This is a genomic window from Aliiroseovarius lamellibrachiae (assembly GCF_018599245.1).
GTDB classification, from domain to species: domain Bacteria; phylum Pseudomonadota; class Alphaproteobacteria; order Rhodobacterales; family Rhodobacteraceae; genus Aliiroseovarius; species Aliiroseovarius lamellibrachiae.
On the sequence record NZ_JAHEVJ010000008.1, the window covers coordinates 1 to 21,197 of the forward strand.

General features: G+C 54.8%; 20 protein-coding genes and 1 tRNA gene. 7 read left to right on the top strand and 14 right to left on the bottom strand.

Annotation, left to right across the window (positions count from 1 at the left end; translation table 11 throughout):
* Positions 1–524: 524 nt before the first annotated feature.
* The 3 genes from msrQ to KKW20_RS13880 all read right to left on the bottom strand — a co-directional run bounded on the left by msrQ (position 525) and on the right by KKW20_RS13880 (position 2,783).
* Complete coding sequence (msrQ, locus tag KKW20_RS13870) at positions 525–1,133, bottom strand: protein-methionine-sulfoxide reductase heme-binding subunit MsrQ (protein WP_425514278.1); 609 nt, start codon at positions 1,131–1,133, stop codon at positions 525–527.
* Between the two features lie 65 nt (positions 1,134–1,198).
* A complete protein-coding gene (gene msrP / locus KKW20_RS13875; protein WP_214568506.1) occupies positions 1,199–2,107 on the bottom strand; it encodes a protein-methionine-sulfoxide reductase catalytic subunit MsrP in 909 nt (302 codons plus the stop codon).
* Positions 2,108–2,324: 217 nt separating this feature from the next.
* Entirely contained in the window at positions 2,325–2,783 is a 459-nt protein-coding gene (locus tag KKW20_RS13880; RefSeq protein WP_214568507.1) for an Mpo1 family 2-hydroxy fatty acid dioxygenase, read from the bottom strand.
* A gap of 331 nt (positions 2,784–3,114) precedes the next feature.
* Between KKW20_RS13880 and KKW20_RS13885 the strand changes: the two genes are divergently transcribed.
* Complete coding sequence (locus KKW20_RS13885; RefSeq protein WP_214568508.1) at positions 3,115–3,351, top strand: EF-hand domain-containing protein; 237 nt, start codon at positions 3,115–3,117, stop codon at positions 3,349–3,351.
* A gap of 74 nt (positions 3,352–3,425) precedes the next feature.
* Here the strand turns inward: KKW20_RS13885 and clpB are convergent, their stop codons facing one another.
* Complete coding sequence (gene clpB / locus KKW20_RS13890) at positions 3,426–6,041, bottom strand: ATP-dependent chaperone ClpB (RefSeq protein WP_214568509.1); 2,616 nt, start codon at positions 6,039–6,041, stop codon at positions 3,426–3,428.
* Between the two features lie 190 nt (positions 6,042–6,231).
* On the opposite strand from clpB, the gene KKW20_RS13895 reads away from it, so the two are divergent.
* From KKW20_RS13895 to KKW20_RS13905, 3 genes are all read left to right on the top strand, one after another.
* Entirely contained in the window at positions 6,232–6,519 is a 288-nt protein-coding gene (locus KKW20_RS13895) for a hypothetical protein (RefSeq protein ID WP_214568510.1), read from the top strand.
* Between the two features lie 80 nt (positions 6,520–6,599).
* The gene (gene pyrF, locus KKW20_RS13900; protein ID WP_214568511.1) at positions 6,600–7,310 is read left to right on the top strand and encodes an orotidine-5'-phosphate decarboxylase; all 711 of its coding nucleotides are present in this window, start codon (positions 6,600–6,602) and stop codon (positions 7,308–7,310) included.
* Between the two features lie 172 nt (positions 7,311–7,482).
* On the top strand, positions 7,483–8,208 hold the full coding sequence (locus KKW20_RS13905) for a hypothetical protein (RefSeq protein WP_214568512.1): 726 nt from the start codon (positions 7,483–7,485) through the stop codon (positions 8,206–8,208).
* A gap of 23 nt (positions 8,209–8,231) precedes the next feature.
* Here the strand turns inward: KKW20_RS13905 and KKW20_RS13910 are convergent, their stop codons facing one another.
* Together KKW20_RS13910 and KKW20_RS13915 are read right to left on the bottom strand one after the other, a co-directional pair.
* Complete coding sequence (locus tag KKW20_RS13910) at positions 8,232–8,525, bottom strand: NfeD family protein (RefSeq protein WP_246534619.1); 294 nt, start codon at positions 8,523–8,525, stop codon at positions 8,232–8,234.
* Positions 8,525–9,412, bottom strand: coding sequence for an SPFH domain-containing protein (locus KKW20_RS13915; RefSeq protein ID WP_214568513.1), 888 nt, complete (start codon positions 9,410–9,412; stop codon positions 8,525–8,527). Before KKW20_RS13915 ends, KKW20_RS13910 begins: the two co-directional genes overlap by 1 nt.
* Before the next feature lie 129 nt (positions 9,413–9,541).
* Here KKW20_RS13915 and KKW20_RS13920 point away from each other — a divergent pair, with 129 nt between their 5' ends.
* Positions 9,542–10,798, top strand: coding sequence for a DNA polymerase IV (locus KKW20_RS13920; protein WP_214568514.1), 1,257 nt, complete (start codon positions 9,542–9,544; stop codon positions 10,796–10,798).
* Between the two features lie 48 nt (positions 10,799–10,846).
* On the opposite strand, the gene KKW20_RS13925 is transcribed toward KKW20_RS13920, so the two are convergent.
* The gene (locus tag KKW20_RS13925; RefSeq protein ID WP_214568515.1) at positions 10,847–11,704 is read right to left on the bottom strand and encodes an N-formylglutamate amidohydrolase; all 858 of its coding nucleotides are present in this window, start codon (positions 11,702–11,704) and stop codon (positions 10,847–10,849) included.
* A 155-nt stretch (positions 11,705–11,859) separates the two neighbouring features.
* Here KKW20_RS13925 and KKW20_RS13930 point away from each other — a divergent pair.
* Both KKW20_RS13930 and ykgO read left to right on the top strand, forming a co-directional pair.
* Positions 11,860–11,934 (top strand) — tRNA-Val (locus KKW20_RS13930).
* Between the two features lie 98 nt (positions 11,935–12,032).
* A complete protein-coding gene (ykgO, locus tag KKW20_RS13935) occupies positions 12,033–12,158 on the top strand; it encodes a type B 50S ribosomal protein L36 (protein WP_005850168.1) in 126 nt (41 codons plus the stop codon).
* Positions 12,159–12,319: 161 nt separating this feature from the next.
* On the opposite strand, the gene KKW20_RS13940 is transcribed toward ykgO, so the two are convergent.
* The 7 genes from KKW20_RS13940 to KKW20_RS13970 form a co-directional block, all read right to left on the bottom strand.
* Positions 12,320–13,540, bottom strand: a complete 1,221-nt coding sequence (locus KKW20_RS13940; RefSeq protein ID WP_214568516.1) for a phenylacetate--CoA ligase family protein — start codon at positions 13,538–13,540, stop codon at positions 12,320–12,322.
* 71 nt (positions 13,541–13,611) lie between these two features.
* Positions 13,612–14,436: an ABC transporter ATP-binding protein gene (locus KKW20_RS13945; protein ID WP_214568517.1), complete on the bottom strand. Its 825-nt coding sequence runs from the start codon at positions 14,434–14,436 to the stop codon at positions 13,612–13,614.
* Positions 14,437–14,509: 73 nt separating this feature from the next.
* A complete protein-coding gene (locus KKW20_RS13950; protein ID WP_214568518.1) occupies positions 14,510–15,796 on the bottom strand; it encodes an ABC transporter substrate-binding protein in 1,287 nt (428 codons plus the stop codon).
* 137 nt (positions 15,797–15,933) lie between these two features.
* Positions 15,934–17,010, bottom strand: a complete 1,077-nt coding sequence (locus KKW20_RS13955) for a branched-chain amino acid ABC transporter permease (protein WP_214568519.1) — start codon at positions 17,008–17,010, stop codon at positions 15,934–15,936.
* Positions 17,011–17,013: 3 nt separating this feature from the next.
* Positions 17,014–18,000, bottom strand: a complete 987-nt coding sequence (locus KKW20_RS13960; RefSeq protein ID WP_214568520.1) for a branched-chain amino acid ABC transporter permease — start codon at positions 17,998–18,000, stop codon at positions 17,014–17,016.
* 10 nt (positions 18,001–18,010) lie between these two features.
* The gene (locus KKW20_RS13965) at positions 18,011–18,835 is read right to left on the bottom strand and encodes an ABC transporter ATP-binding protein (protein WP_246534620.1); all 825 of its coding nucleotides are present in this window, start codon (positions 18,833–18,835) and stop codon (positions 18,011–18,013) included.
* Positions 18,832–21,009, bottom strand: coding sequence for an AMP-binding protein (locus tag KKW20_RS13970; protein WP_214568521.1), 2,178 nt, complete (start codon positions 21,007–21,009; stop codon positions 18,832–18,834). The genes KKW20_RS13965 and KKW20_RS13970 overlap by 4 nt, the downstream gene beginning before the upstream one ends.
* Positions 21,010–21,197: the final 188 nt, after the last annotated feature.

Genomic DNA, 21,197 nt, shown 5'->3' on the forward strand with positions numbered 1-21,197 from the left:
TGTCGTCCGCGCCGTCTGGCGTCCCGTTGTGCGCCTCAGCGCCGCCGGTGAAGTGGGTTCTAAGGTTATCACCCACTACCCGCAACCCCTTTTTTCTCAAAAATACAGATTTTTGCGATGTTTCTGTATTTTCCTTTGAAATTAGGGGGTTATGGAAAGGTTAAGAAAGGAAAGCAGGGGCTTTGCGCAACTTTGTTAGCCTGATCTGCACCTTGCCGGGGAGTTATCCACAGCTTCGATTTGATTTTTGTCGTCCCAATCCCGGTCGCGCCCCATGAATCGCCCCGAGTCAGACGTGAATCGCGAGACTCACCCCGAAATTCGCCCCAATTATTTTGTGATTTGGTCGATTTTTTTCGATTCACCGCGATTCACTTGATTTGAGTCGCGATGAATCGGTGGAATCGGGGTGATTTGCCGACTCGCATCGCGATTCACCTGCCTCAACCAAAAGGGCGGAGCAAAAAGCCCCGCCCTTTGTCTGCGTTTCACATTAAATAGGTGCCCTTTGGACCTTCAGCGTCTTACCCGCGCGCAAACATCGGCAATTGCTTTGGCAAACGAGTCGCAAGCAAGCCCAGGATCACCGCCAGGTAAATCATCGGTTCCAGCTGCCAGGTTTTGGTCAGCATCACATAATGTACGCCGCCCAGAACAACCGCCGGGTAAACCAGCTTATGCAACTTGCGCCAGCGCGGCCCAAGTTTGCGAACGGACCAGTTGTTGGATGTGACCGCCAGGGGCAGCATCAAAACCAAAGCACCAAAGCCAACGGTCACATAGGGGCGCTTTAGAATATCGGCCCAGACCTGCGACAGGATTTGCACATCCAGCACCAACCAAACCAGAAAATGGCTAAACACCAGATAGAAGGTCAGCACGCCAATGGCCCGGCGAAACTTCATCAAGTTCAAGCCAAGCAGTTTGCGCAGCGGAGTGATCGCCAAACCAAGGATCATCACCTGAAGAGAAAGCTCGCCCAACTCATGTTCCAGCGCTTTGATCGGCTCTACCCCATAGTTACCGGTTGCGGCCAAGCCAAACATCACGATCGGCGCGATCAGGCCAACCAAATAGACCATCCAGACCGGCACGCGGCGCAGGGCTGTATTCACATGGGGGATCATCGTCATGAATATCATTCCTTTCGGTCGTGGGGTGGCGAAAGTCCGATTGGTGAAACGCCAACCCCCTCAGCTTAAAAGTTCGCTTTCAAATCCATGCCGGAATAAAGCGACGCGACCTCTTCTTCATAGCCATTGAACATCAGCGTCTCTTGTCGCTTGGCAAACAGACCACCGCCAACCTTACGTTCGGTGGCTTGCGACCAACGTGGGTGATCCACGCGCGGGTTCACGTTCGAGTAAAACCCATACTCAGACGGCTGCAGCATATTCCATGTGGTTTCAGGCTGGGTATCGGTCAGGGTCACGCGCACAATCGATTTGATCGATTTAAAACCGTATTTCCACGGCACCACCAAACGCAGCGGCGCACCGTTTTGTTTTGGAAGATCGTCGCCGTAAAGACCCGTTGCCATAAACGACAGCGGGTGCATGGCTTCGTCCAACCGCAAACCTTCGCGGTACGGCCAATCGATCCCACGACCAGACACGCCGGGCATCTCGTCAGGGCGCACCAGCGTTTGAAAGGCCACATATTTGGCGCCGGATTGAACGCCGGCCAAATCCAAAAGCTGCTTTAGCTCAAATCCATTCCAAGGAATGACCATCGACCAGGCTTCCACACAGCGGAAGCGATAGATGCGTTCTTCAATATTCATCTTGGCCAGAATGTCCCCAAGCCCGTAATTGCCGGGCCGCTCGACCAGACCGTCGATTTGAACAGCCCAAGGGTCAATGGTCAGACGATCCGCATATTTGGCGGGATCCCCTTTACCGGTGCCGAACTCATAAAAGTTGTTATAGGCCGTGATATCCTCAAGGCTGTTGGGGGTTTCATCGGACGAGTATTTGCCCGCCGCCAACCCCGGCCCGGCAAGCGCCGTTACTGCCGCAGCCCCCAAACCACCCATCAATTGACGGCGATTCAGGAAATCGGATTTGGGCGTAATGTCGGAATATTTCAGCGCGGACTTATAAGCCATGAAAAGGCACCTCTTCTTTCTGTTAGAAAAGATCTAGAGCACCGGCGGAGAAATTCCAAAGCACATCAACTCACGTCCGCGTTGGGAGGTTGTAACAAATCAGCAATGCCCCGGTGAAACCACGGAACTTCGGGGGAGTTCCCGCCCGAACAGACCATCCCCCCCACACCACCTATATATAATGTGTATGCACATCGTGCCAAAGACCAAGGTGATGTCAGATGGGCAGGCCAAGTTTGCGATAAATAAAGCTCATCAACCACGCGGGTCCAATCAGCAAAAACTGCACGTCTTTAAAGAACGATGGCTTCTTGCCCTCAACCTTATGTCCCCAAAACTGGCCGATCCAGGCGATGACGAAAAGCGCCACGGCAACTTGCCATAAAGGGGACGGACTGACGCGGTCGACCCAGATCACACTCCAAAAGCAAAGAACGACAAACCCCATCACGCCGATGGTAAGGCGCGGGGATTGGAACAGGTAATATGCCCCCGCCCCTAGCGTTGCGATCAAAAGCCATGCCCCCTGCCCCAAAATCGCAGGCGCAGGCAGCGCATATAAAAATGCCATGACGGTCCAAAAGATCACCGGCACGCAGATCCAATGCACCAGCTTATTTGTCGGGTTTTGATGACTTTCCCCGTATTCCTCTAACAATGCCTCAATGCGCGCCATGTTTTGGTCCTCTCCATTTGCTTATGAACGCTAACATCGAATATTGCGCGATCCCGAGCCTGACCAAACGTAAGCATTTTTCGGCCCACATGGGAAACCGGGGGTTTTTCGGCGCAGCCTCGCCCAAAGGCGCAATTTTCATCAGAGAGGTTTCGCCGTCCCGGTTTGGTCCCGCGAAAAGTCGCCGTAGGAGAGATGAGATTCCCGCAACCTCGCGCTCAAATCAACGTGAACGCCAGAAATGGGGTGATCTCTTTTTGGTGGCGTGGCTGTGATGGCCCTGCGTCGCATGTTTGGCGCATTTAACGAACACCACTTACGGAGCAAACTTATGAAAATCCCTACACTCGCCGGACTTCTGCTGATCGCTGGCGCAAGCACCCTGGTTGCCGAAACCAAGCTGGATGCCAATGAAGACGGCATGATCACAATGGAAGAAATGGCTGCGACCTTCCCAGACGTCAGCACCGACACATTCTCTGCCGCAGATGCTGATGACAATGGCGCGCTGGACGCAACCGAGCTGACTGCCGCACAAGAAGCAGGCCTCATCCCCACCGACATGTAAGCGCCCCCGCGCCACCACTCACATGAAAAAGCCCCCGCCGAGGATCCTCGGCGGGGGCATCTTTTTAAACGCACTTAGTGAACGACAGCGTCCTCAGGCGGTTGCTGGTTGGTGTTGCCAACACGATCCCCGATGATCAGACCATCGGCACCGGCTGAGACGACAATCGTGTCCCCATCCATCAGATCACCCGCCAACAGAAGCTCTGCCAGTTGATCTTGAAGCGCCCGCTGGATCACACGTTTTAAAGGACGCGCGCCAAACACCGGGTCATACCCCTCATCCGCCAACCATGTTTTCGCGCCATCATCCAAAGTCATGGTGATGTTGCGCGCCGCAAGTCGTTTGGCCAAGTTGGCCAATTGGATCTCGACAATCCCATCCATGTCTTTGCGGGCAAGCCGATCAAAGATGATCGTCTCATCCAGACGGTTCAGGAATTCAGGTCGGAAATGGGCGCGCACCGCGTCCATCACATCACGTCGCGCATCAGACGCATCCGCACCGTCAGGCAGCTGGCTCAACGCTTGCGCGCCAAGGTTTGACGTCAGGATGATCAGCGTTTGCTTAAAGTCGACGGTGCGCCCCTGACCATCGGTCAGAACCCCATCGTCCAGAACCTGCAACAGCACGTTGAACACATCGGGGTGCGCCTTTTCGACCTCGTCAAACAGCACCACCTGATACGGGCGACGGCGAACCGCTTCGGTCAACACGCCCCCTTCGTCATAGCCAACATAGCCGGGGGGTGCCCCGATCAAACGCGCCACGGCGTGCTTTTCCATGAACTCTGACATGTCAATGCGCACCATCGCGCTGTCATCGTCGAACAAGAACTCAGCCACCGCTTTGGTCAGTTCGGTTTTCCCGACCCCTGTTGGCCCGAGAAACAGGAACGAACCCAACGGGCGGTTTTCGTCGTTCAGCCCCGCACGCGCCCGGCGCACAGCGTTTGACACGGCGGTTACGGCCGCAGATTGACCAATGACACGACGATGCAGTTCGTCCTCCATCCGAAGCAGCTTTTCACGCTCGCCTTCCAGCATTTTGGACGTTGGAATGCCTGTCCAACGCTCAACCACGGATGCGATTTGTTCGGGGCGCACGGCCTCTTCGACCATCATTTCGCCTTCGGCTTCCTCAGCATCCTCAAGCTTGTTCTCAAGCTCAGGAATGATGCCATACGACAGTTCACCTGCGCGGGCGAGGTTGCCGTCTCGCTTGGCGATGTCCAGTTCAGCGCGCGCACGGTCAAGATGCTCTTTCAGCGTGCGGGCCCCTTCCAGCATATCGCGTTCGGCCTGCCATTTGGCGGTCATCGCGCCTGATTTTTCTTGTAGATCAGACAGTTCCGTTTCCAGTTTGGACAACCGATCCTTGGACGCTTTGTCATCCTCAAGCCGCAGGGCCTCGGCCTCGATCTGCATTTGTAGGATCTGACGATCCAGCGCGTCGAGCTCTTCTGGTTTGCTGTCCACCTCCATCCGCAAGCGGCTGGCGGCCTCGTCCACAAGGTCGATGGCTTTGTCTGGCAAAAAGCGATCGGTGATATAGCGGTGACTTAGCGTGGCCGCCGACACCAAGGCGCTGTCGGAAATGCGCACCCCGTGGTGGAGTTCGTATTTCTCTTTGATGCCCCGAAGGATCGAGATTGTGTCTTCGACGGTGGGTTCCTGCACCACAATCGGCTGAAAACGGCGCGCAAGGGCGGCGTCTTTTTCAACGTATTTGCGGTACTCATCCAGCGTGGTTGCACCCACACAGTGAAGCTCCCCGCGTGCGAGCGCCGGTTTGATCAGGTTGGCGGCATCCATTGCCCCATCCGATTTCCCCGCCCCAACCAGCGTGTGCATCTCATCAATAAAGAGGATGATTTCACCGGCGGCAGAGGTCACTTCGTTCAGCACAGCCTTAAGCCGCTCTTCAAATTCGCCACGGTATTTCGCACCGGCAATCAGCGACCCCATATCAAGCGCCAAAAGGCGTTTGTTGCGCAGGCTTTCGGGCACATCGCCATTCACGATGCGCAGCGCCAGCCCTTCGGCGATTGCAGTTTTACCAACGCCAGGCTCACCGATCAACACAGGGTTGTTTTTGGTGCGGCGCGACAAGACCTGCATCGCGCGACGAATTTCTTCGTCCCGGCCAATAATTGGGTCGATTTTTCCCTCACGGGCCGCTTCGGTCAGATCCCTTGCGTATTTATTTAGCGCCTCATAGCTGTCTTCGGCCGATGCGCTGTCAGCGGTACGACCTTGGCGCAAATCATTGATCGCGGCGTTCAATTTCTGGGCGTCAACGCCGCCGGCTTCTAATGCCTCTTTTGCTTTGGATTTCACAATGGCAAGGGCAGTCAACAACCGTTCGACCGGGACAAAGCTGTCGCCGGCTTGTTTGGCAATTTTACCGGCTTCATCCACGACCGCAGCAATGGAATTATCCATATAAACCTGCGCACCGTCGCCAGAGACCTTTGGCAGTTTCGCCAACCGTTCGTCCAGCGCCACGCGCACATCATCTGGCACGCCACCGGCCTTACGGATCAGGTTTGCGCTCATCCCTTCTTCGTCATCCAGAAGGGCCTTTAGAATATGTTCGGGAACCAGTCGTTGGTGGTTTTCACGCATCGCAATGGTCTGTGCTGCTTGAATAAACCCGCGCGACCGTTCGGTAAACTTCGATACATCCATATCATTCTCCTTTTCAAAGCGCCCATATGTCGGATGCCCACTTTTGCGGCACACCCCTGACGGGCCTTAAGACATAAATGGGAACACTGTGCCGCAACCGCAAGGGGTAGGTCGTCGGGGGGAAGGAAAGAATGAATTTACCCTTTTCCACCACGCTCTATGCTGAGAATGTGGCCCCTGCGAGGTCCCAATGTATGTATCAAGTATCACATTATCGAACCTATCTTACGACGAGGTTCTTGGCCGCATCAGCGGTTCTGTCTCCCTGCAAATCAATGATGAGGCTGCGTCATCAGCCCATGCCGTGAATGCACAGTTTTTATGCCGCGTCCCCGAAGCCTCTTCCCTGCCCCATCAGGAACAGCTCATCGCCCTTGCCCGCGAGGCCCTGCGTCAGGCACGCCGATTGCCTGACTATGCGGCATTGTGTGAAAACGATGCTTTTCGCCATGAAAATATCACCGTCACGGGGGGATAGGGATGTGCGCCGGGCGTTTCCGCATTTGCCTTTGCAAAAGTCGCCCGTTAGGACATGGCAACGACCTATAGGAGCTGACCATGATTGCCACCCCCCATTCTGATGACCGCCTTATTGTTGCATTGGACGTCCCAAATGCCTTGGATGGCTTGAAGCTGGCGCAAGACCTTGGTGATGCTGTTAGCTTTTATAAAATTGGCCTTGGAATGCTGACAACCGGCGGGCTGGCTCTGGCCAACGAACTGAAAGACGAGCTTGGCAAAAAGATCTTCCTCGACATGAAGCTTTTTGACATTGGCAACACTGTCGAATCTGCTGTTCGCGGGCTGTCACAGTTCAATCTGGATTTTCTCACCGTGCATGGTGATCCGCATGTTGTGCGCGCCGCCCAGATCGGCAAAGGCGCCTCTGACATGAAAATTTTGGCCGTCACCGTTCTGACCTCGCTTGATCGCGCAGATTTGGATGCGTCTTGTTACAAACCCGGTGATGTTCAGGATTTGGTGCTGGAACGCGCCGCAATCGCAATGGCCGCCGGGGCGGATGGTGTGATCGCATCCCCACAAGAGGCGGCCTTGATCCGCGCCTTGCCAGAGGCCAAAGGCAAGCTGATTGTGACACCGGGTGTTCGCCCCACCGGGGCGGATCTGGGGGACCAAAAGCGCATCGCCACCCCGACACAAGCCATCGCAGACGGCGTGGATCATATCGTTGTCGGTCGGCCAATTTATCAGACCCCCAATCCCCGCGCCGCAGCACAAGCCATTTTGGCCGAACTTGCGTCGGCTTAAATCCACAAGACACGCGGCCACATTCTAGCGGATCACGCTTGATCAAAACTGTTGAACACGCATGTGTCGGACTTGCGCCAACACAAAATCTCCGGATCATAATATCCAAGCACGCTACATTTACCTTTGGGCAGATGTAGCGTGCCAAGATATTAAAAATATCGGAGGGCACATGCCTAGAGATCAAGACCCAGATCGCGCCACAATGATGCGTCTGCGCCGCGGCATTGGCGCAATTGGTATCGGATTGCCCTTTGCGCTTTTGCTTGGTGTGCATCTGGCAGGCGTCCCCATGGAGAACTCTATCTCAGAATTCTTCTTTTCAGAGCTACGCGAGGTCTTCGTGGCGGCCGCTGCGGGTGTTGGACTGTTTTTGCTGGCCTATGAAGGCTATCCGCCGCGGCCCAAAGAAATCCTGACGGATCGGCGGGTTTCTGGTTTGGCGGGGGCAAGCGTGTTGGTTATGGCGTTTGTGCCGACCCTTTGCGCGCGAGGCACATGCGCGCATCCCCCGACGCTTTTTGACCGCCTGATCCCGGCAAGTGCAGACACCACACAGGCCGCGATACATTTGACCGCCGCAGGGCTGTTTCTGCTGAGTTTGGGGATCATGTCACAACGCGTTTTTACCCGCTGCACACGCCCAAGCAAGTCGCTGTTCAAACAACGCCGCAACCTCTGTTACCAGATTTTCGGCTGGGTGATTTTTACGATGGTGGGTGTAATTGGCGTGATGAAGCTGGGATTTCCCAACATTGGCCATCACTGGGATACGCAGTGGCATTTCACATTCTGGGCTGAAAGCGTCGCCGTCTGGGCCTTTGGGCTATCGTGGTTGATGAAAGGCGCGGCCATGCAGACCGCAATGCCGTATCTTTTTGGGAAAGGGGCCGACTAGCCCCCCTCCTTGCATGTGATGATCTAATTCTCGTTGATGTCACTATCAAAATGTTTGGTCTGCCCGCTGCGCACGCCGATGACACTGCGCATTCCCAGCCAAGCGGCGATGGAAACACAGCCAAAAATCACCAACATCCAAGGCAGGGATATTGCCAACCCAAGCAGAGCAAGGATCGCGACAACGGCGGCCCCAACCGCGAAGCCCAAAAAGACAAACCCCGGTGCGAAGATTTCAAAAATCACCAAACCGATCGCAAAGGCGGCCCAAAGCCACCATTCCGACCATAAGGCAGATGCGTCCATCACCTGTTCCATCATGATTTTCCTTTAAGCATGCTGAAGGCATCGCCAAAGGCGTCCAGAGCGTTTGACGGCAACAGAACTGTTTGTTTGCCCTCGCCTTTGCCCACTTCGACCAAAGCTTCAACCTGTTTCAACGCCACTTGATACTGGGCAGATTCGATGCCGTGCAGATGGATGGCCTTGGCCACAACTTCCGTGGCATAAGCCTCTGCATCTGCCGACACACGACGCGCCTCGGCTGCTTTTTGTGCGGCATAAAGGTCGGCGTCCGCGCTCAGCTCAACCGCCCGACGGCGCCCTTCGGCTTCGGTCACCTGCGCGCGGCGCGCCCGTTCGGCGTTCAACTGTTGCAACATTGCTTCGCGCGTCGCAGCATCCAGATTGACGTCAAGGATTTCAGCCCGCGTCACTTCGATACCCCAATCGTCCACAGCTTCGGCGACTTGAACCTTGATCTTGGAAATCAACTGCTGGCGGTTCGATTGCACCTCATCCAGCTCCATCTCGCCAATGCCAGAGCGCACGATCCCCGCAACCGTGGTGGCAATCGCGGCGTCCACATCGCGGATCCGGTACACGGTCTTTTCCGGTTCAAGAATGCGGTAAAACACCGAGGTGTCCACCTGCACCAACACGTTGTCCGACGTGATCGCATCTTGCGAGTTTGTGGGCAGCTGGCGTTCCAAAACCGAAACCTTGTGACGAACAACATCCAGAAACGGCACAATAAAGTTGATGCCCGGCCCCATGACACTTTGCAGGCGTCCAAACCGTTCAACCACAAACTTTTGACTTTGAGGAACAATTTTCACGCCCTTCAGGACGGTCAGAACCAAAAATGCGGCAAGAACCAGCAACACAATATTGCCGCCGCTCAGATCAAAAGGAATGTCGCCCATAATTATGCCTCATACATGAATGAAAGTGATTTCCCTAACATATGGCGGTTGATGCGGTCTTTTTCAACTCGGGAATAATGATGGGGCAGGCATCTTTAGGACCTGCCAGAGATAGGGTAAACTGTGCCTATGCCTGCTTTATGTCGATCCTGTCTGACACAATTTGAAACCGGTCGACGTTGCCCGGCCTGTAAAAGTCCGCGTGTGACATCACATCCCGAGCTTTATCAGCTGAGCATTGCACATATGGATTGCGATGCCTTTTACGCCTCTGTCGAAAAACGTGATAATCCCGAATTGCAGGACAAGCCCGTGATCATTGGCGGCGGGCATCGGGGGGTTGTCTCCACCGCCTGTTATGTGGCGCGTATTCGCGGCGTAAAATCCGCAATGCCAATGTTTCAAGCGCTCAAGCTGTGTCCTGACGCCGTGGTGATCAGGCCGCGCGGCGACCATTATGCCGCTGTTTCCAAGCAAATCCGCGCGATGATGGATGAGCTGACCCCGGCCATTGAACCCTTGTCCCTGGACGAAGCCTTTCTGGATATGTCCGGAACCCAGCGCTTGCACGGCGTGCCCCCTGCGGTGATGCTTGCGGGGTTGGTGAAGCGGATGAAAGACGAGCTGGGGCTGACCGGTTCGGTTGGGCTTAGTCATAATAAATTTCTGGCCAAAGTCGCCTCGGATCTCGACAAGCCACAGGGATTTTCGGTGATCGGCAAAGCAGAAACCGGGGCATTTTTGCGCGATAAACCGGTTCGTATGATCTGGGGTGTCGGCCCCGCAGGGCAAGCCCAGCTTGATCGTGCGGGGATACGGACCTTTTCTGACTTGCTGCGCTGGGAACAGGCTGATCTGATCGCGCGGTTTGGTGGCATGGGCGAACGCCTGTATCACCTTGCACGCGGACAAGATCGCCGCCGCGTATCGGCACATGCCCCCGTTAAGTCGATTTCAAAGGAAACGACATTTTTCGAAGATACTCAGAATGCAGAGATTCTGGACGGTCATCTGTGGCGCCTTGCCGAACAGGTCTCTGACCGGGCAAAAGCAAAAAACACAGCCGGACGCGTGGTGACATTAAAGCTGAAGCGCGCCAATCACGCCGGGCTGACCCGGCGGATCAGTTTAGGCGACAGCACCCAATCTGCAGATCGGATTTACCGTACCGCCCACCCGATGCTTGATCGTGCGCTAAGCGAAGGGCCTTTTCGTCTAATCGGTGTTGGCATCAGTGACCTGGTCAGCGCAGAAGGGGCTGATTTGACCGACGACCTGCTTGATCCGACCGCCGCCAAACGGCGCGCGGCAGAACAGGCGACGGATAAGATTCGCGCGAAATTTGGCAAGGGCCTCATCGTCAAAGGTCGCGCGCTCAGGCGGTGATCGGACGTTACATCCACACACAATTGCGCACCCCGCTGACACATACGCCTATTCAGCCGCAAGCTTTTCGCATGTGCGCCCAATGTCGCAAATCTCTTGAATTGCTTCAGCAAGCCGCGCCTGAATGTTGTGGAACTGACCATTGGGCCGAATTTGTGCTTCGTTCATGTAAAGGGAGCGGTCAATTTCCACTTGGATCACATGCTGCTGGCGCGACGGGCGGCCATAATGCTGCGTCACAAACGCCCCCGCAAATGGGATGTTACGCGCGACAATAAAACCCGCCCGCTGAAAGGCGTTCTCGATCCCGCCCACGATGCCCGACGACGCCGATGCACCGTGGCGATCGCCCAACACAATCTCAGGGCGGCCCTGTGGCAACATCACATTTCGCAGCGCATCATGCGGCATCGAATGGCAATCAATTAATATCGCCTCGCCAAATGCGCGATGGCTTTGATCCAGCAAGGTCTGCAATTGGTTGTGATAGGGAAACCAAGTGTCATTCAACCTTGTCTGTGCTTCGGACATCGACATTTTGCCGTGGTAGATTGCACGCCCCCCGGCCACAACACGCGGTATAACACCCAGCCCAGCAGAGATCCGCGCGTTCAATGCAGGTCGACGCACCCCCCGCACCAGGGCGGGATCAAGCTCTTCTGTGCCGCGGTTAAAATCCACAAAAGCCCGTGGCGTATTTGCGGCCAACAGCGGGGCGCCACAATCAGGGGCGGCCTGAAACAGCTTATCGACATATGCATCTTCCGACGAGCGGATCAGCCGTTCGTCCAAAATCGAATTTTGCAAGAAATCCCAACCATATGCCCGCCCGGAGTGCGGCGATGCAAAGACCACACTACTGCTTCGTTCCTTTGGGTTTCGTAACGTATAGGGACTGTTTCTCATCTGGGCTCCTCGTGTCCTATATAAAGCCATAAATTCTCTCACCAAAAGCCCTTGCGCAGCGGCACGACTCCTTTTATAGGAACGGGACCGACGCGGGCTTTCCCGCGTTGTGTCTTTTGAGATGTGCCAATTGGTATGTTTTAGATGAGATTTCAGGGCGATTAGCTCAGCGGTAGAGCACTTCGTTGACATCGAAGGGGTCACTGGTTCGATCCCAGTATCGCCCACCATGAACCGTCCGTGCCGGGCCAAGGGGAAACCCAGAACCAATGGCGCAGATAAAATGAAGTTTAGGCGCAACCGCAGCGCCGCGTAGAAGGAGATGGACATGAAAGTTCGTAACTCACTCCGCTCGCTGAAAAACCGCCACCGCGACTGTCGCGTGGTGCGCCGTAAGGGCCGTGTTTATGTGATCAACAAAACACAGCGCCGCTTCAAAGCCCGTCAAGGTTAATCCCTTCGGGCTAGGGCATCAGCCTAGCGAATTTTAAAAAGGCCGTCCTTCGGGGCGGCTTTTTTTATGCCTTGAGAGGGCGTGGTTTTTAGGCCGCCCAAAAAGAAAAGGCCAGGGTTGCCCCCGGCCCTTTCCCTCAGGAGGAAGATACCCTGAAAGGGTCAGTCATAGACGCGTTGGTCGTCGATCACCTTGCCATCGTTGGGCAGGCTGCCCTTGGCAACGATCTCGATCTTACCTTTAAGTTTCAGCGTCTCAGCAATGGACTTGGCATAAGGTGCCGCATCCGTTGCATCCGTTTCGATTTGCACGGTCATCGCATCCATTTCGCCTTCGCGAGATGCGATGACCCGTGCTTTGGCCACATCCCCATGCTTGGCAACAAAATCTGCAACCTGTTCAGGGCGCACAAACATGCCCTTGATCTTGGCGGTTTGATCCGCGCGACCCATCCAACCTTTGATCCGCATATTGGTGCGACCGCAGGGGCTGACGCCGGGCAAGGCAGCTGACAAATCGCCGGTTGCAAAACGGATCAGCGGATAGTCGGGATTGAGCGTGGTCACGACCACTTCGCCGACTTCACCCGGGGCAACGGGATCACCTGTGCCGGGGCGCACGATTTCCACAATCACACCCTCGTCGATGATCATGCCTTCCATGGCATCCGATTCATACGCCACATTGCCCAAGTCAGCGGTGGCATAGCTTTGCAAACAGGTGATACCGCGATCCGCGTATTCCTGGCGCAATGACGGGAACAAGGCCCCCCCACCAACGGCGGCTTTGGTGATCTTAAGCTTGACGCCATCCGCATCAGCCCGATCCAGAATGATCTTCAGGTAGTCCGGCGTGCCCGCATAAGCGGTGGTGCCAATGTCGGCGGCCGCCCGCACCTGAAGCTCGGTCTGGCCAACGCCTGCTGGCACAACCGCCGCCCCAACGGCGCGCGCGCCGTTTTCAAAAATCATACCCGCGGGGGTCAGATGATAACCAAAACAGTTCTGAACAATGTCACCTTCGCCGATGCCACAGGCCGCCAAAAAGCGCCCCATTCGCCACCAATCATGACCAACCCCACCGGGTTCATAAATCGGACCGGGCGATTGAAAGATGTGGGCAAACTTATGTGTCGGCAAGCCACCAAATCCACCCAGTGGGCCATCCGCCGCCTGCGCCTTGCCAATCTCTGACTTGCGCAGCACCGGCAGGCTGGCCAGATCCGCGATGGATTTAACCGCGCCAGCATCCACATCCGAGAGGCTTGCCCCATAGCCCGTCAAAGCCTTGGCGCGGGCAATCTGTTCGGGCAGCGCCTGCGCAAATGCGGCGGCGCGTTCGTCCGCCGAGCGGGTTTCCAGCGCATCAAAATACTTGGACATGAGTGAAACCTCTTGTCTGAGCCGACTTAACCGTCAGCAAATTATCAATGTTTACGAGTAAGCGGTGGGGCTTAGGCCAACCAACGCTTACGACGACGATACGAACGCACATCACGGAAGCTCTTGCGACCTTCATCGGACATACCCAGATAGAATTCCTTCACATCAGGGTTTTCACGAAGCTCTGCCGCCGGGCCATCCATCACGATGCGACCGTTTTCCAGAATATAACCATAGTGGGCATACCGCAGCGCCACGTTGGTGTTTTGTTCAGCCAGAAGGAAGGTCACGCCTTCTTTCTCATTCACTTCTTTCACAATCTCAAAGATCTGTTCCACAAGCTGTGGGGCCAGACCCATCGAAGGTTCGTCCAGCAAGATCATGTCAGGGCGCGACATCAGCGCGCGGCCCATGGCCACCATCTGTTGTTCACCACCAGAGGTGTAGCCGGCCTGAGATTTGCGACGCTCTTTCAAGCGTGGGAAATAATCGTAGACCATCTCCAGATCTTTGGCGATTTCGGCTTTGCCGTCGGTGCGCGTATACGAACCTGTCAAAAGGTTTTCTTCGACGGTCAGGTGTTCAAAACAATGACGGCCTTCCATCACCTGAATGACGCCACGTTTCACCAACGCGGCTGGATTCAGTTCAGCAACGTCTTCGTTTTTGTGGAAGATCGTCCCTTTGGTCACCTCGCCGCGTTCCGCCTGCAACAGGTTGGAAATCGCTTTAAGCGTCGTGGTTTTGCCAGCTCCGTTCCCGCCCAAAAGCGCGGTGATCCCACCCTTGGGGACTGTGAGGCTGACACCTTTCAACACAAGGATCACGTGATTGTAGATCACCTCGATATTGTTGACCTCTAGAAGGTTTTCCGTGGTCTTTGCGGCGTCCAGCATGATGGGTCGTCCTATACGTATTCGTTCCTGAAATGGTCCGGGCCCAAAGGCCCGGACGCTTCAAACCAAGTGCTTATTTACACTGTGGCTCGATTTTGTTTTCCGCGGCATAAGCCTCGGAATCTGCTGTGATCAGCGGCTGGATGACATCCATGTCCGAAGGACCAAAGTCAGAGATCAGCGACCATTTTCCGGCTGTTGCATCCCACTGAGAAATCGCAGCAGTACCTGGACCACCATGGTTGGCACAGCTTACTTTGAACTCGGGGCCAAAGCCCTCCATTCCCAGTTCCGCCATACGTGCGTTGGTGATTTCCAGCTGTTCCAGACCATCACGCATCTGACCCGAAGTGATGTCTTTCACACCATGAATTTCCTGAGCCTTCTTGGCGGCTTCAGCAAGCATCATGGCGGCGTAAACGCCACGGTTATAGATAACGGTCCCAACGTTCGAACCATCACCAGCTGCTTTGCCAGCATCAACAACATATTTGTTGATGTCGTCAAATACTGGATAGTCGTGGCCAACGCCGTGGAATGCCACAGCCTTATAGCCATTTGCAGCGGCGCCAGCAGGCTCCACGTCATGCTCAGCACCAGACCACCAAACGCCAATGAAGTTTTCCATTGGGAAGCGAATGTTGGCGGCTTCTTGCACAGCAACCTGGTTCATCACGCCCCAGCCCCAGAACAGAACATAGTCAGGCTTTTCGCGGCGAATTTGCAGCCACTGCGATTTTTGTTCCTGACCAGGATAGTCCACTGGGATCGTGCTGAATTCAAAACCATGCTTTTCGCCCAAAGCGGTCAGCGTTGGGATTGGCTCTTTACCGTATGCGCCGTTGAAGTGCAGCAAGATAACCTTTTTGCCTTTCAGATCGCCGCCGTTCAGGTCCAGCAGGTGGTTTACAGCAGCGGACGCGCCGTTCCAGTAGTTCGCTGGGAAGTTGAACACATGGCTAAACACATTGCCGTTGGCAGCCGAAGTCCGGCCGTAACCAGGTGTGTAAAGCGGGATGTCATCGGCGGTCGCTTTGGGGATCAGCTGATAGGTAATACCCGTCGACAGTGGGTTATAGGCAAGCGCGCCTTCCCCTTTGGTCGCTTCATAGCACTCAACGCCTTTTTCTGTGTTATAGGCGGTTTCGCACTCTGGAACCTGCAGCTTAACGCCACCAACACCACCGTCACGCTCGTTGAGCAGGGTCATGTAGTCGGCAAAACCGTCAGCATAAGGAATACCACCAGCGGCAAACGGGCCGGTGCGATAGCTCAGCGATGGGAATACCAGATCGGCCATTACGGGCGATGCCACCATCAGTGCGGCTACTGATGCCGCTGCAACTCTCTTAAAAGTCATTTGCTTCCTCCCTAGATTAGCAAAATGTCGTGCCCTTTTTGGGTCACTTTGGTGAGGATCCCCCGGCCCGCTCCTCATGGACCGGAAGATCAATTCTTATTCACAGGCCTTGGCGCTGTCCCGTCCATGCGGGCCCGTCAGTGCGGGAATGGCCAGAGGCGCAGTTTGTCTTTCGTCAGGCGCCACAGTTGCGCAAGGCCATGGGGTTCCACGATCAAGAAGAACACGATCAGGCCACCAACGATCATAAACTCAAGGTGAGCTGCAAGATCAGTTGGCCAACCCATCATGCCCACCAGCACGTTCTTCAGAAGAACTGGCATCAGAACCATAAAGGCCGCACCTGCAAAAGATCCAAAGATCGACCCCAAACCACCAATGATGATCATGAAGAGGATCAGGAACGATTTGGTGATGCCAAAGCTTTCACCCGCTTCCGCAGCCCCCAGATAAACTGAGAAGAACAGCGCGCCAGCAACACCCACAAAGAAGGACGAAGCAGCAAAAGCGGTCATCTTCGCCATCAGCGGGTTCACCCCGATGATTTCAGCCGCGATGTCCATGTCGCGAATGCCCATCCACTTACGGCCCATCATGCCGCGTGTCAGATTGCGTGCAACCCAGGCCAAGCCAACAAGAAACACCAAGCAGATCAGGTATTTTGCCCAAGCATCTGTGTTTGGGCCAGTTACGATCACACCCAATACGCTACGCTCTGGGGCGTTGATCTGACCAGAGGCCGAATAGTTGTAGAACCACGGCACTTTGTTAAAGAGCCACACCAGAAAGAACTGCGACGCAAGCGTGGCCACCGCAAGGTAGAACCCTTTGATGCGCAGCGATGGAAGGCCGAAGGCCACACCAACAACCGCCGTGATCCCGCCTGCAATCAGCACATGGAACACAATGCTCACTTCTGGAAAGGCCACCATCAGCTTGTAGCAAGCATAAGCCCCCACCGCCATGAACCCACCGGTCCCAAGCGACACCTGACCGGCGTAACCTGTCAGAATGTTCAACCCCAACGCCGCAATGGCATAGATGAAGAACGGTGCAAACACAGCGTTCACCCAATAGTCGTTCACAAAGAACGGAATAATCAGGAAGGCTACGGCGAGGGCAACCCAATACCCGGCCCGGTCCAAACGGATCGGAAAGGTCTGGTTGTCGTCTTTATAGGACGTTTTGAAATCACCAGCTTCACGGTAAAACATGGATCAGACCCTTTCGATGATTTTTTCGCCGAACAGGCCCTGTGGCCGGAAGACGAGGAAGATAAGTGCGAGAACATACGCGAACCAGTTCTGTGTCGCACCACCGATCAATGGACCAATGGCGAATTCGAACAGCTGCTCGCCCACACCGATGATCAGACCGCCGATAATGGCGCCCGGGATCGAGGTGAACCCGCCCAGCATCAGCACTGGCAGAGCCTTAAGCGCGATCAGTGACAGCGAGAACTGAACCCCTGATTTGGCGCCCCACATGATACCCGCAACAAGGGCAACAAAACCGGCAATCGACCAGACCAGAACCCAGATAAAGCGCAGCGAGATACCCACCGACAAAGCAGCCGAGTGGTCATCCGCCACAGCGCGAAGGGCGCGGCCTTGTTTGGAGTACTGCGAAAAGATCGTCAGTGCCGCCACAAGCAAGGCCGCAATCAAAGTCGCCACAATATCAAGGTTGTCGAGAAAGAAGCCGTAACCAAACAGCTTATCAGTCGCATCCAGAACGGTTTCGTTCAGACCCTGCGGAAGACCCACATCAAGCGTTTTCAGCTCGGATCCCCACATCAAGTCGCCGAAGCCTTCCATGAAGTAAGCAAGACCAATGGTCGCCATAAAGAGGATGATATCCGGCTGCCCCACAAGGTGCTTCAGGATATACCGCTCGACGATCCAGGCAAAGCCCACCATGACGCCAGCGGCGGCAATAATCGCGATGATCGACGGCACATGCCACGGAAAGTGGTGAATTTCAGTGCCAAAAATCGCGTTGATCAGATGCGAAAACGGGATCTGACCTTGTTGAACACCCACCAGCGTCATAGCCGCAAACAGCGCCATAACCCCTTGGGCATAGTTAAAAATGCCGGACGCCTTGAAGATCAAGACAAACCCCAGCGCGACAAGCGCGTAAAGCACCCCGGCCATCAGGCCGTTCAGGGTGACTTCCGCCGCAAAGAGCAATTGTTCAGACATGTGTCCCCCCTTAGTCGTGTGCAACGCCGAGATAGGCGTCGATGACATCTTGGTTGTTGCGCACCTCTTCCGGTGTGCCATCGCCAATTTTTTTACCGTAATCCATCACAACCACGCGGTCGGACAGGTCCATAACCACGCCCATATCGTGTTCGATCAGGGCGATGGTGGTGCCAAATTCGTCATTCATATCGAGGATAAAGCGGGACATGTCCTCTTTTTCCTCAACGTTCATGCCGGCCATTGGTTCATCCAACAGCAACAGTGACGGTTCAGCGGCCAAAGCACGGGCCAATTCCACACGTTTCTTCAAACCGTAAGGCAGACGCCCAACTGGGGTTTTCCGAATGTGCTGAATTTCAAGAAAGTCGATGACCTTTTCGCAAACTTCGCGGTTGGCCAGCTCTTCTTTCTCGGCTTTGCCTTTCCAGATCGCTTGCTGAAACATGTTTGCTGTCATGTGGTTCAGACGGCCGGTCATGATGTTGTCAAGAACGGTCATCCCATCAAACAAGGCGATGTTTTGGAAAGTCCGCGCCAAGCCCTGGCGCGCCACCTGAAACGGCTTCATGGGGGGGCGTTTTGTGCCCCGGAACCAAACTTCACCCTCTTGTGGCTTATAAAAGCCCGAGATGACGTTCAGCATGGATGATTTACCAGCACCGTTTGGCCCGATGATTGCGCGGATTTCACCTTCGCGGATGTCAAAGCTGATGTCTTTGATCGCAACCACACCGCCAAAGCGCAGCGTGATATTTTTCAAATCCATCACCACCGGTCCGATGGTGCGCCCATCTGCGGTGACATAGCTGTCGGCGTTCATATCTAAGCTCATTCTGCCGCCACTCCTGTTTTTTGGCCCTGATTGGTACCAACCACCGCCGCATCGCGGATTTCCAGGGTGGCGTTGATCGAGCCCTTACGACCGTCCTCATAGGTGACTTCGGTCTCGATGTATTGCTCGTGCTTGCCGCCATAAAGCGCATCGATCAGCGGAGCGTATTTCTCCTCGACAACCTTACGGCGCACTTTCCGTGTCCGGGTCATTTCACCGTCATCCGCATCCAATTCTTTGTGCAAGATCAGGAAGCGGTGGATCTGACAGCCAGACAACATGTCATCTTCGGCAACAGATTTGTTCACCGTTTCAACATGGTCCTGGATGGTCGACACCACATCGGGGTGACCTGCCAGCTCTTGGTACGATGCATAAGCAACGTTGTTGCGCTCTGCCCAGTTGCCCACGGCGGTCAGGTCAATGTTGATGAACGCCGTACACATGTCGCGCTCGTTGCCAAACACAACCACTTCCAGAATATCCGGATAGAATTTGAGCTTGTTCTCAACATATTTCGGCGCAAACATCTTGCCATCAGCCATTTTGCCAACGTCTTTCGCGCGGTCAATGATCCGCAAGTGACCATTGTGCTTGTCAAAGAACCCAGCATCCCCCGTGGCCACCCAACCCTCTGGGTCTTTGGTGTCCGCAGTGCTGGCGGGATTGTTGTAGTACTCAACAAATGTGCCCGGGCTGCGATAAAAGATCTCGCCGTTGTCAGCGAGGCGAATTTCAACACCCGGCGCTGGCACACCAACGGTGTCGTTGCGCACTTCACCATCTGGCTGCACGGTGATAAACACAGTGGCTTCGGTCTGACCGTAAAGCTGTTTCAGGTTGATCCCCATCGAGCGGTAAAACTCAAAAATTTCCGGACCAATCGCTTCACCCGCGGTGTAACCAACACGAATGCGGCCAAAACCCAAAGTATCTTTCAGCGGGCCATACACCAGCACATCACCACAGCGATATTTGAAATATTCCTGCAGCTTGCCACGGTAAAGCTTCAGACCAATTGGATCTTTGGCTTTAAAGTGTTTGCGGGTTTCCACCGGATGACGCAGCTTGGTGAACCCAAGGCGGATCGTGTTTTCAACCAGTGTTTCAATGGCGAACCCAATCCCCATCGCATAGCGAAAACCGTGACGAATTTTCTGTTCGAGCGTTCTCTTTTTCGTCGTCACTTTGCGACGCGGCATACCGTATTTCTCACCGGCACCCTTTTTCGCAAAATCCATAAAGTGATGGAACAGAGCGTATTTCAGATTGCCACTGTCTTCCATCCGGATCATCACGTTGGTCAGCTGTGTTTCAAACACACGCGGTGGCGCAAAGTAATAGGTTGGCCCAATTTCGCGCAGATCCGACATCAGTGTATCGGCGCTTTCGGGACAGTTCACGCAGAACCCGGACCACATGGCCTGACCCAGCGAGAAGATAAAGTCACCCACCCATGCCATCGGCAGATAGGCCAGAACATCTTCGTTCATGCCTAGGTTATCAAATTCAGATGAATTCTTGGCGCTCTCAATAATGTTGCGGTTCGACAGAACCACACCTTTTGGGCGACCAGTGGTGCCAGAGGTGTAAAGCATGACGCAGGTGCTGTCATAATTCAGCTCAGCTTCACGCACCGCCATCTCGTCTTGCAGGCGCGCATGGGCCGCGCGACCCTCTTCCTGAATGTCGTGATACCAATGCAGGTGGCTGTGGTCATATTTCCGCAAGCCACGCTTGTCGAAATAAATCACGTGTTCGATGTGATGGATTTTCTCCTGCACTTCGATCACTTTGTCGACCTGTTCCTGGTCGCCACAAATCACGAAACGCGCACCGCAGTTTTCCAGCACGTATTCCATTTCTTCGGTCACGGCGTCTTGGTAAAGCGGAACCGGTACGGCCCCTGCTCGTTGCGCGGCAACCATTCCCCAGTAAAGAGCAGGGCGGTTGCGACCGATGATGGCGACATGGTCGCCACGATTGATCCCAAGGGCCAACAAACCCAAGGCAAGGTTCTGGATTTCCTCTGCGGCTTGCGCCCAGGTCCAGCTTTGCCAAATACCGAATTCCTTCTCCCGGTAGGCCGGGCGATCTCCAAATTCCTTCACGTTCCGGGCTAAAAGCTCCGGAATGGAAGCAAACGCGCCAGCTGCGGCTAATTCTTGTGCCAAATTGTCCTCCCACCGTCGGCCTGTCCGACGTTCCCGGTTGTCAGGCGATTCTTGCCTACAACCCTGACCAAAAAAACTTGGGCGTCAAAGGTTTCGGCACTTTTTCGAAATCCTAACGAATTGTTACAAGTTGATTTAGCGGAATTTCGCCCCTCAAACCCCTTTTCTCATTGGACCTGCGGTGATAG

Coding starts and splice junctions, on each gene's coding strand:
- msrQ (WP_425514278.1), bottom strand. CDS start 1,133: ATGACGATGATCCCCCATGTGAATACAGCCCTGCGCCGCGTGCCGGTC.
- msrP (WP_214568506.1), bottom strand. CDS start 2,107: ATGGCTTATAAGTCCGCGCTGAAATATTCCGACATTACGCCCAAATCC.
- KKW20_RS13880 (WP_214568507.1), bottom strand. CDS start 2,783: ATGGCGCGCATTGAGGCATTGTTAGAGGAATACGGGGAAAGTCATCAA.
- KKW20_RS13885 (WP_214568508.1), top strand. CDS start 3,115: ATGAAAATCCCTACACTCGCCGGACTTCTGCTGATCGCTGGCGCAAGC.
- clpB (WP_214568509.1), bottom strand. CDS start 6,041: ATGGATGTATCGAAGTTTACCGAACGGTCGCGCGGGTTTATTCAAGCA.
- KKW20_RS13895 (WP_214568510.1), top strand. CDS start 6,232: ATGTATGTATCAAGTATCACATTATCGAACCTATCTTACGACGAGGTT.
- pyrF (WP_214568511.1), top strand. CDS start 6,600: ATGATTGCCACCCCCCATTCTGATGACCGCCTTATTGTTGCATTGGAC.
- KKW20_RS13905 (WP_214568512.1), top strand. CDS start 7,483: ATGCCTAGAGATCAAGACCCAGATCGCGCCACAATGATGCGTCTGCGC.
- KKW20_RS13910 (WP_246534619.1), bottom strand. CDS start 8,525: ATGGAACAGGTGATGGACGCATCTGCCTTATGGTCGGAATGGTGGCTT.
- KKW20_RS13915 (WP_214568513.1), bottom strand. CDS start 9,412: ATGGGCGACATTCCTTTTGATCTGAGCGGCGGCAATATTGTGTTGCTG.
- KKW20_RS13920 (WP_214568514.1), top strand. CDS start 9,542: ATGCCTGCTTTATGTCGATCCTGTCTGACACAATTTGAAACCGGTCGA.
- KKW20_RS13925 (WP_214568515.1), bottom strand. CDS start 11,704: ATGAGAAACAGTCCCTATACGTTACGAAACCCAAAGGAACGAAGCAGT.
- ykgO (WP_005850168.1), top strand. CDS start 12,033: ATGAAAGTTCGTAACTCACTCCGCTCGCTGAAAAACCGCCACCGCGAC.
- KKW20_RS13940 (WP_214568516.1), bottom strand. CDS start 13,540: ATGTCCAAGTATTTTGATGCGCTGGAAACCCGCTCGGCGGACGAACGC.
- KKW20_RS13945 (WP_214568517.1), bottom strand. CDS start 14,436: ATGCTGGACGCCGCAAAGACCACGGAAAACCTTCTAGAGGTCAACAAT.
- KKW20_RS13950 (WP_214568518.1), bottom strand. CDS start 15,796: ATGACTTTTAAGAGAGTTGCAGCGGCATCAGTAGCCGCACTGATGGTG.
- KKW20_RS13955 (WP_214568519.1), bottom strand. CDS start 17,010: ATGTTTTACCGTGAAGCTGGTGATTTCAAAACGTCCTATAAAGACGAC.
- KKW20_RS13960 (WP_214568520.1), bottom strand. CDS start 18,000: ATGTCTGAACAATTGCTCTTTGCGGCGGAAGTCACCCTGAACGGCCTG.
- KKW20_RS13965 (WP_246534620.1), bottom strand. CDS start 18,835: ATGAGCTTAGATATGAACGCCGACAGCTATGTCACCGCAGATGGGCGC.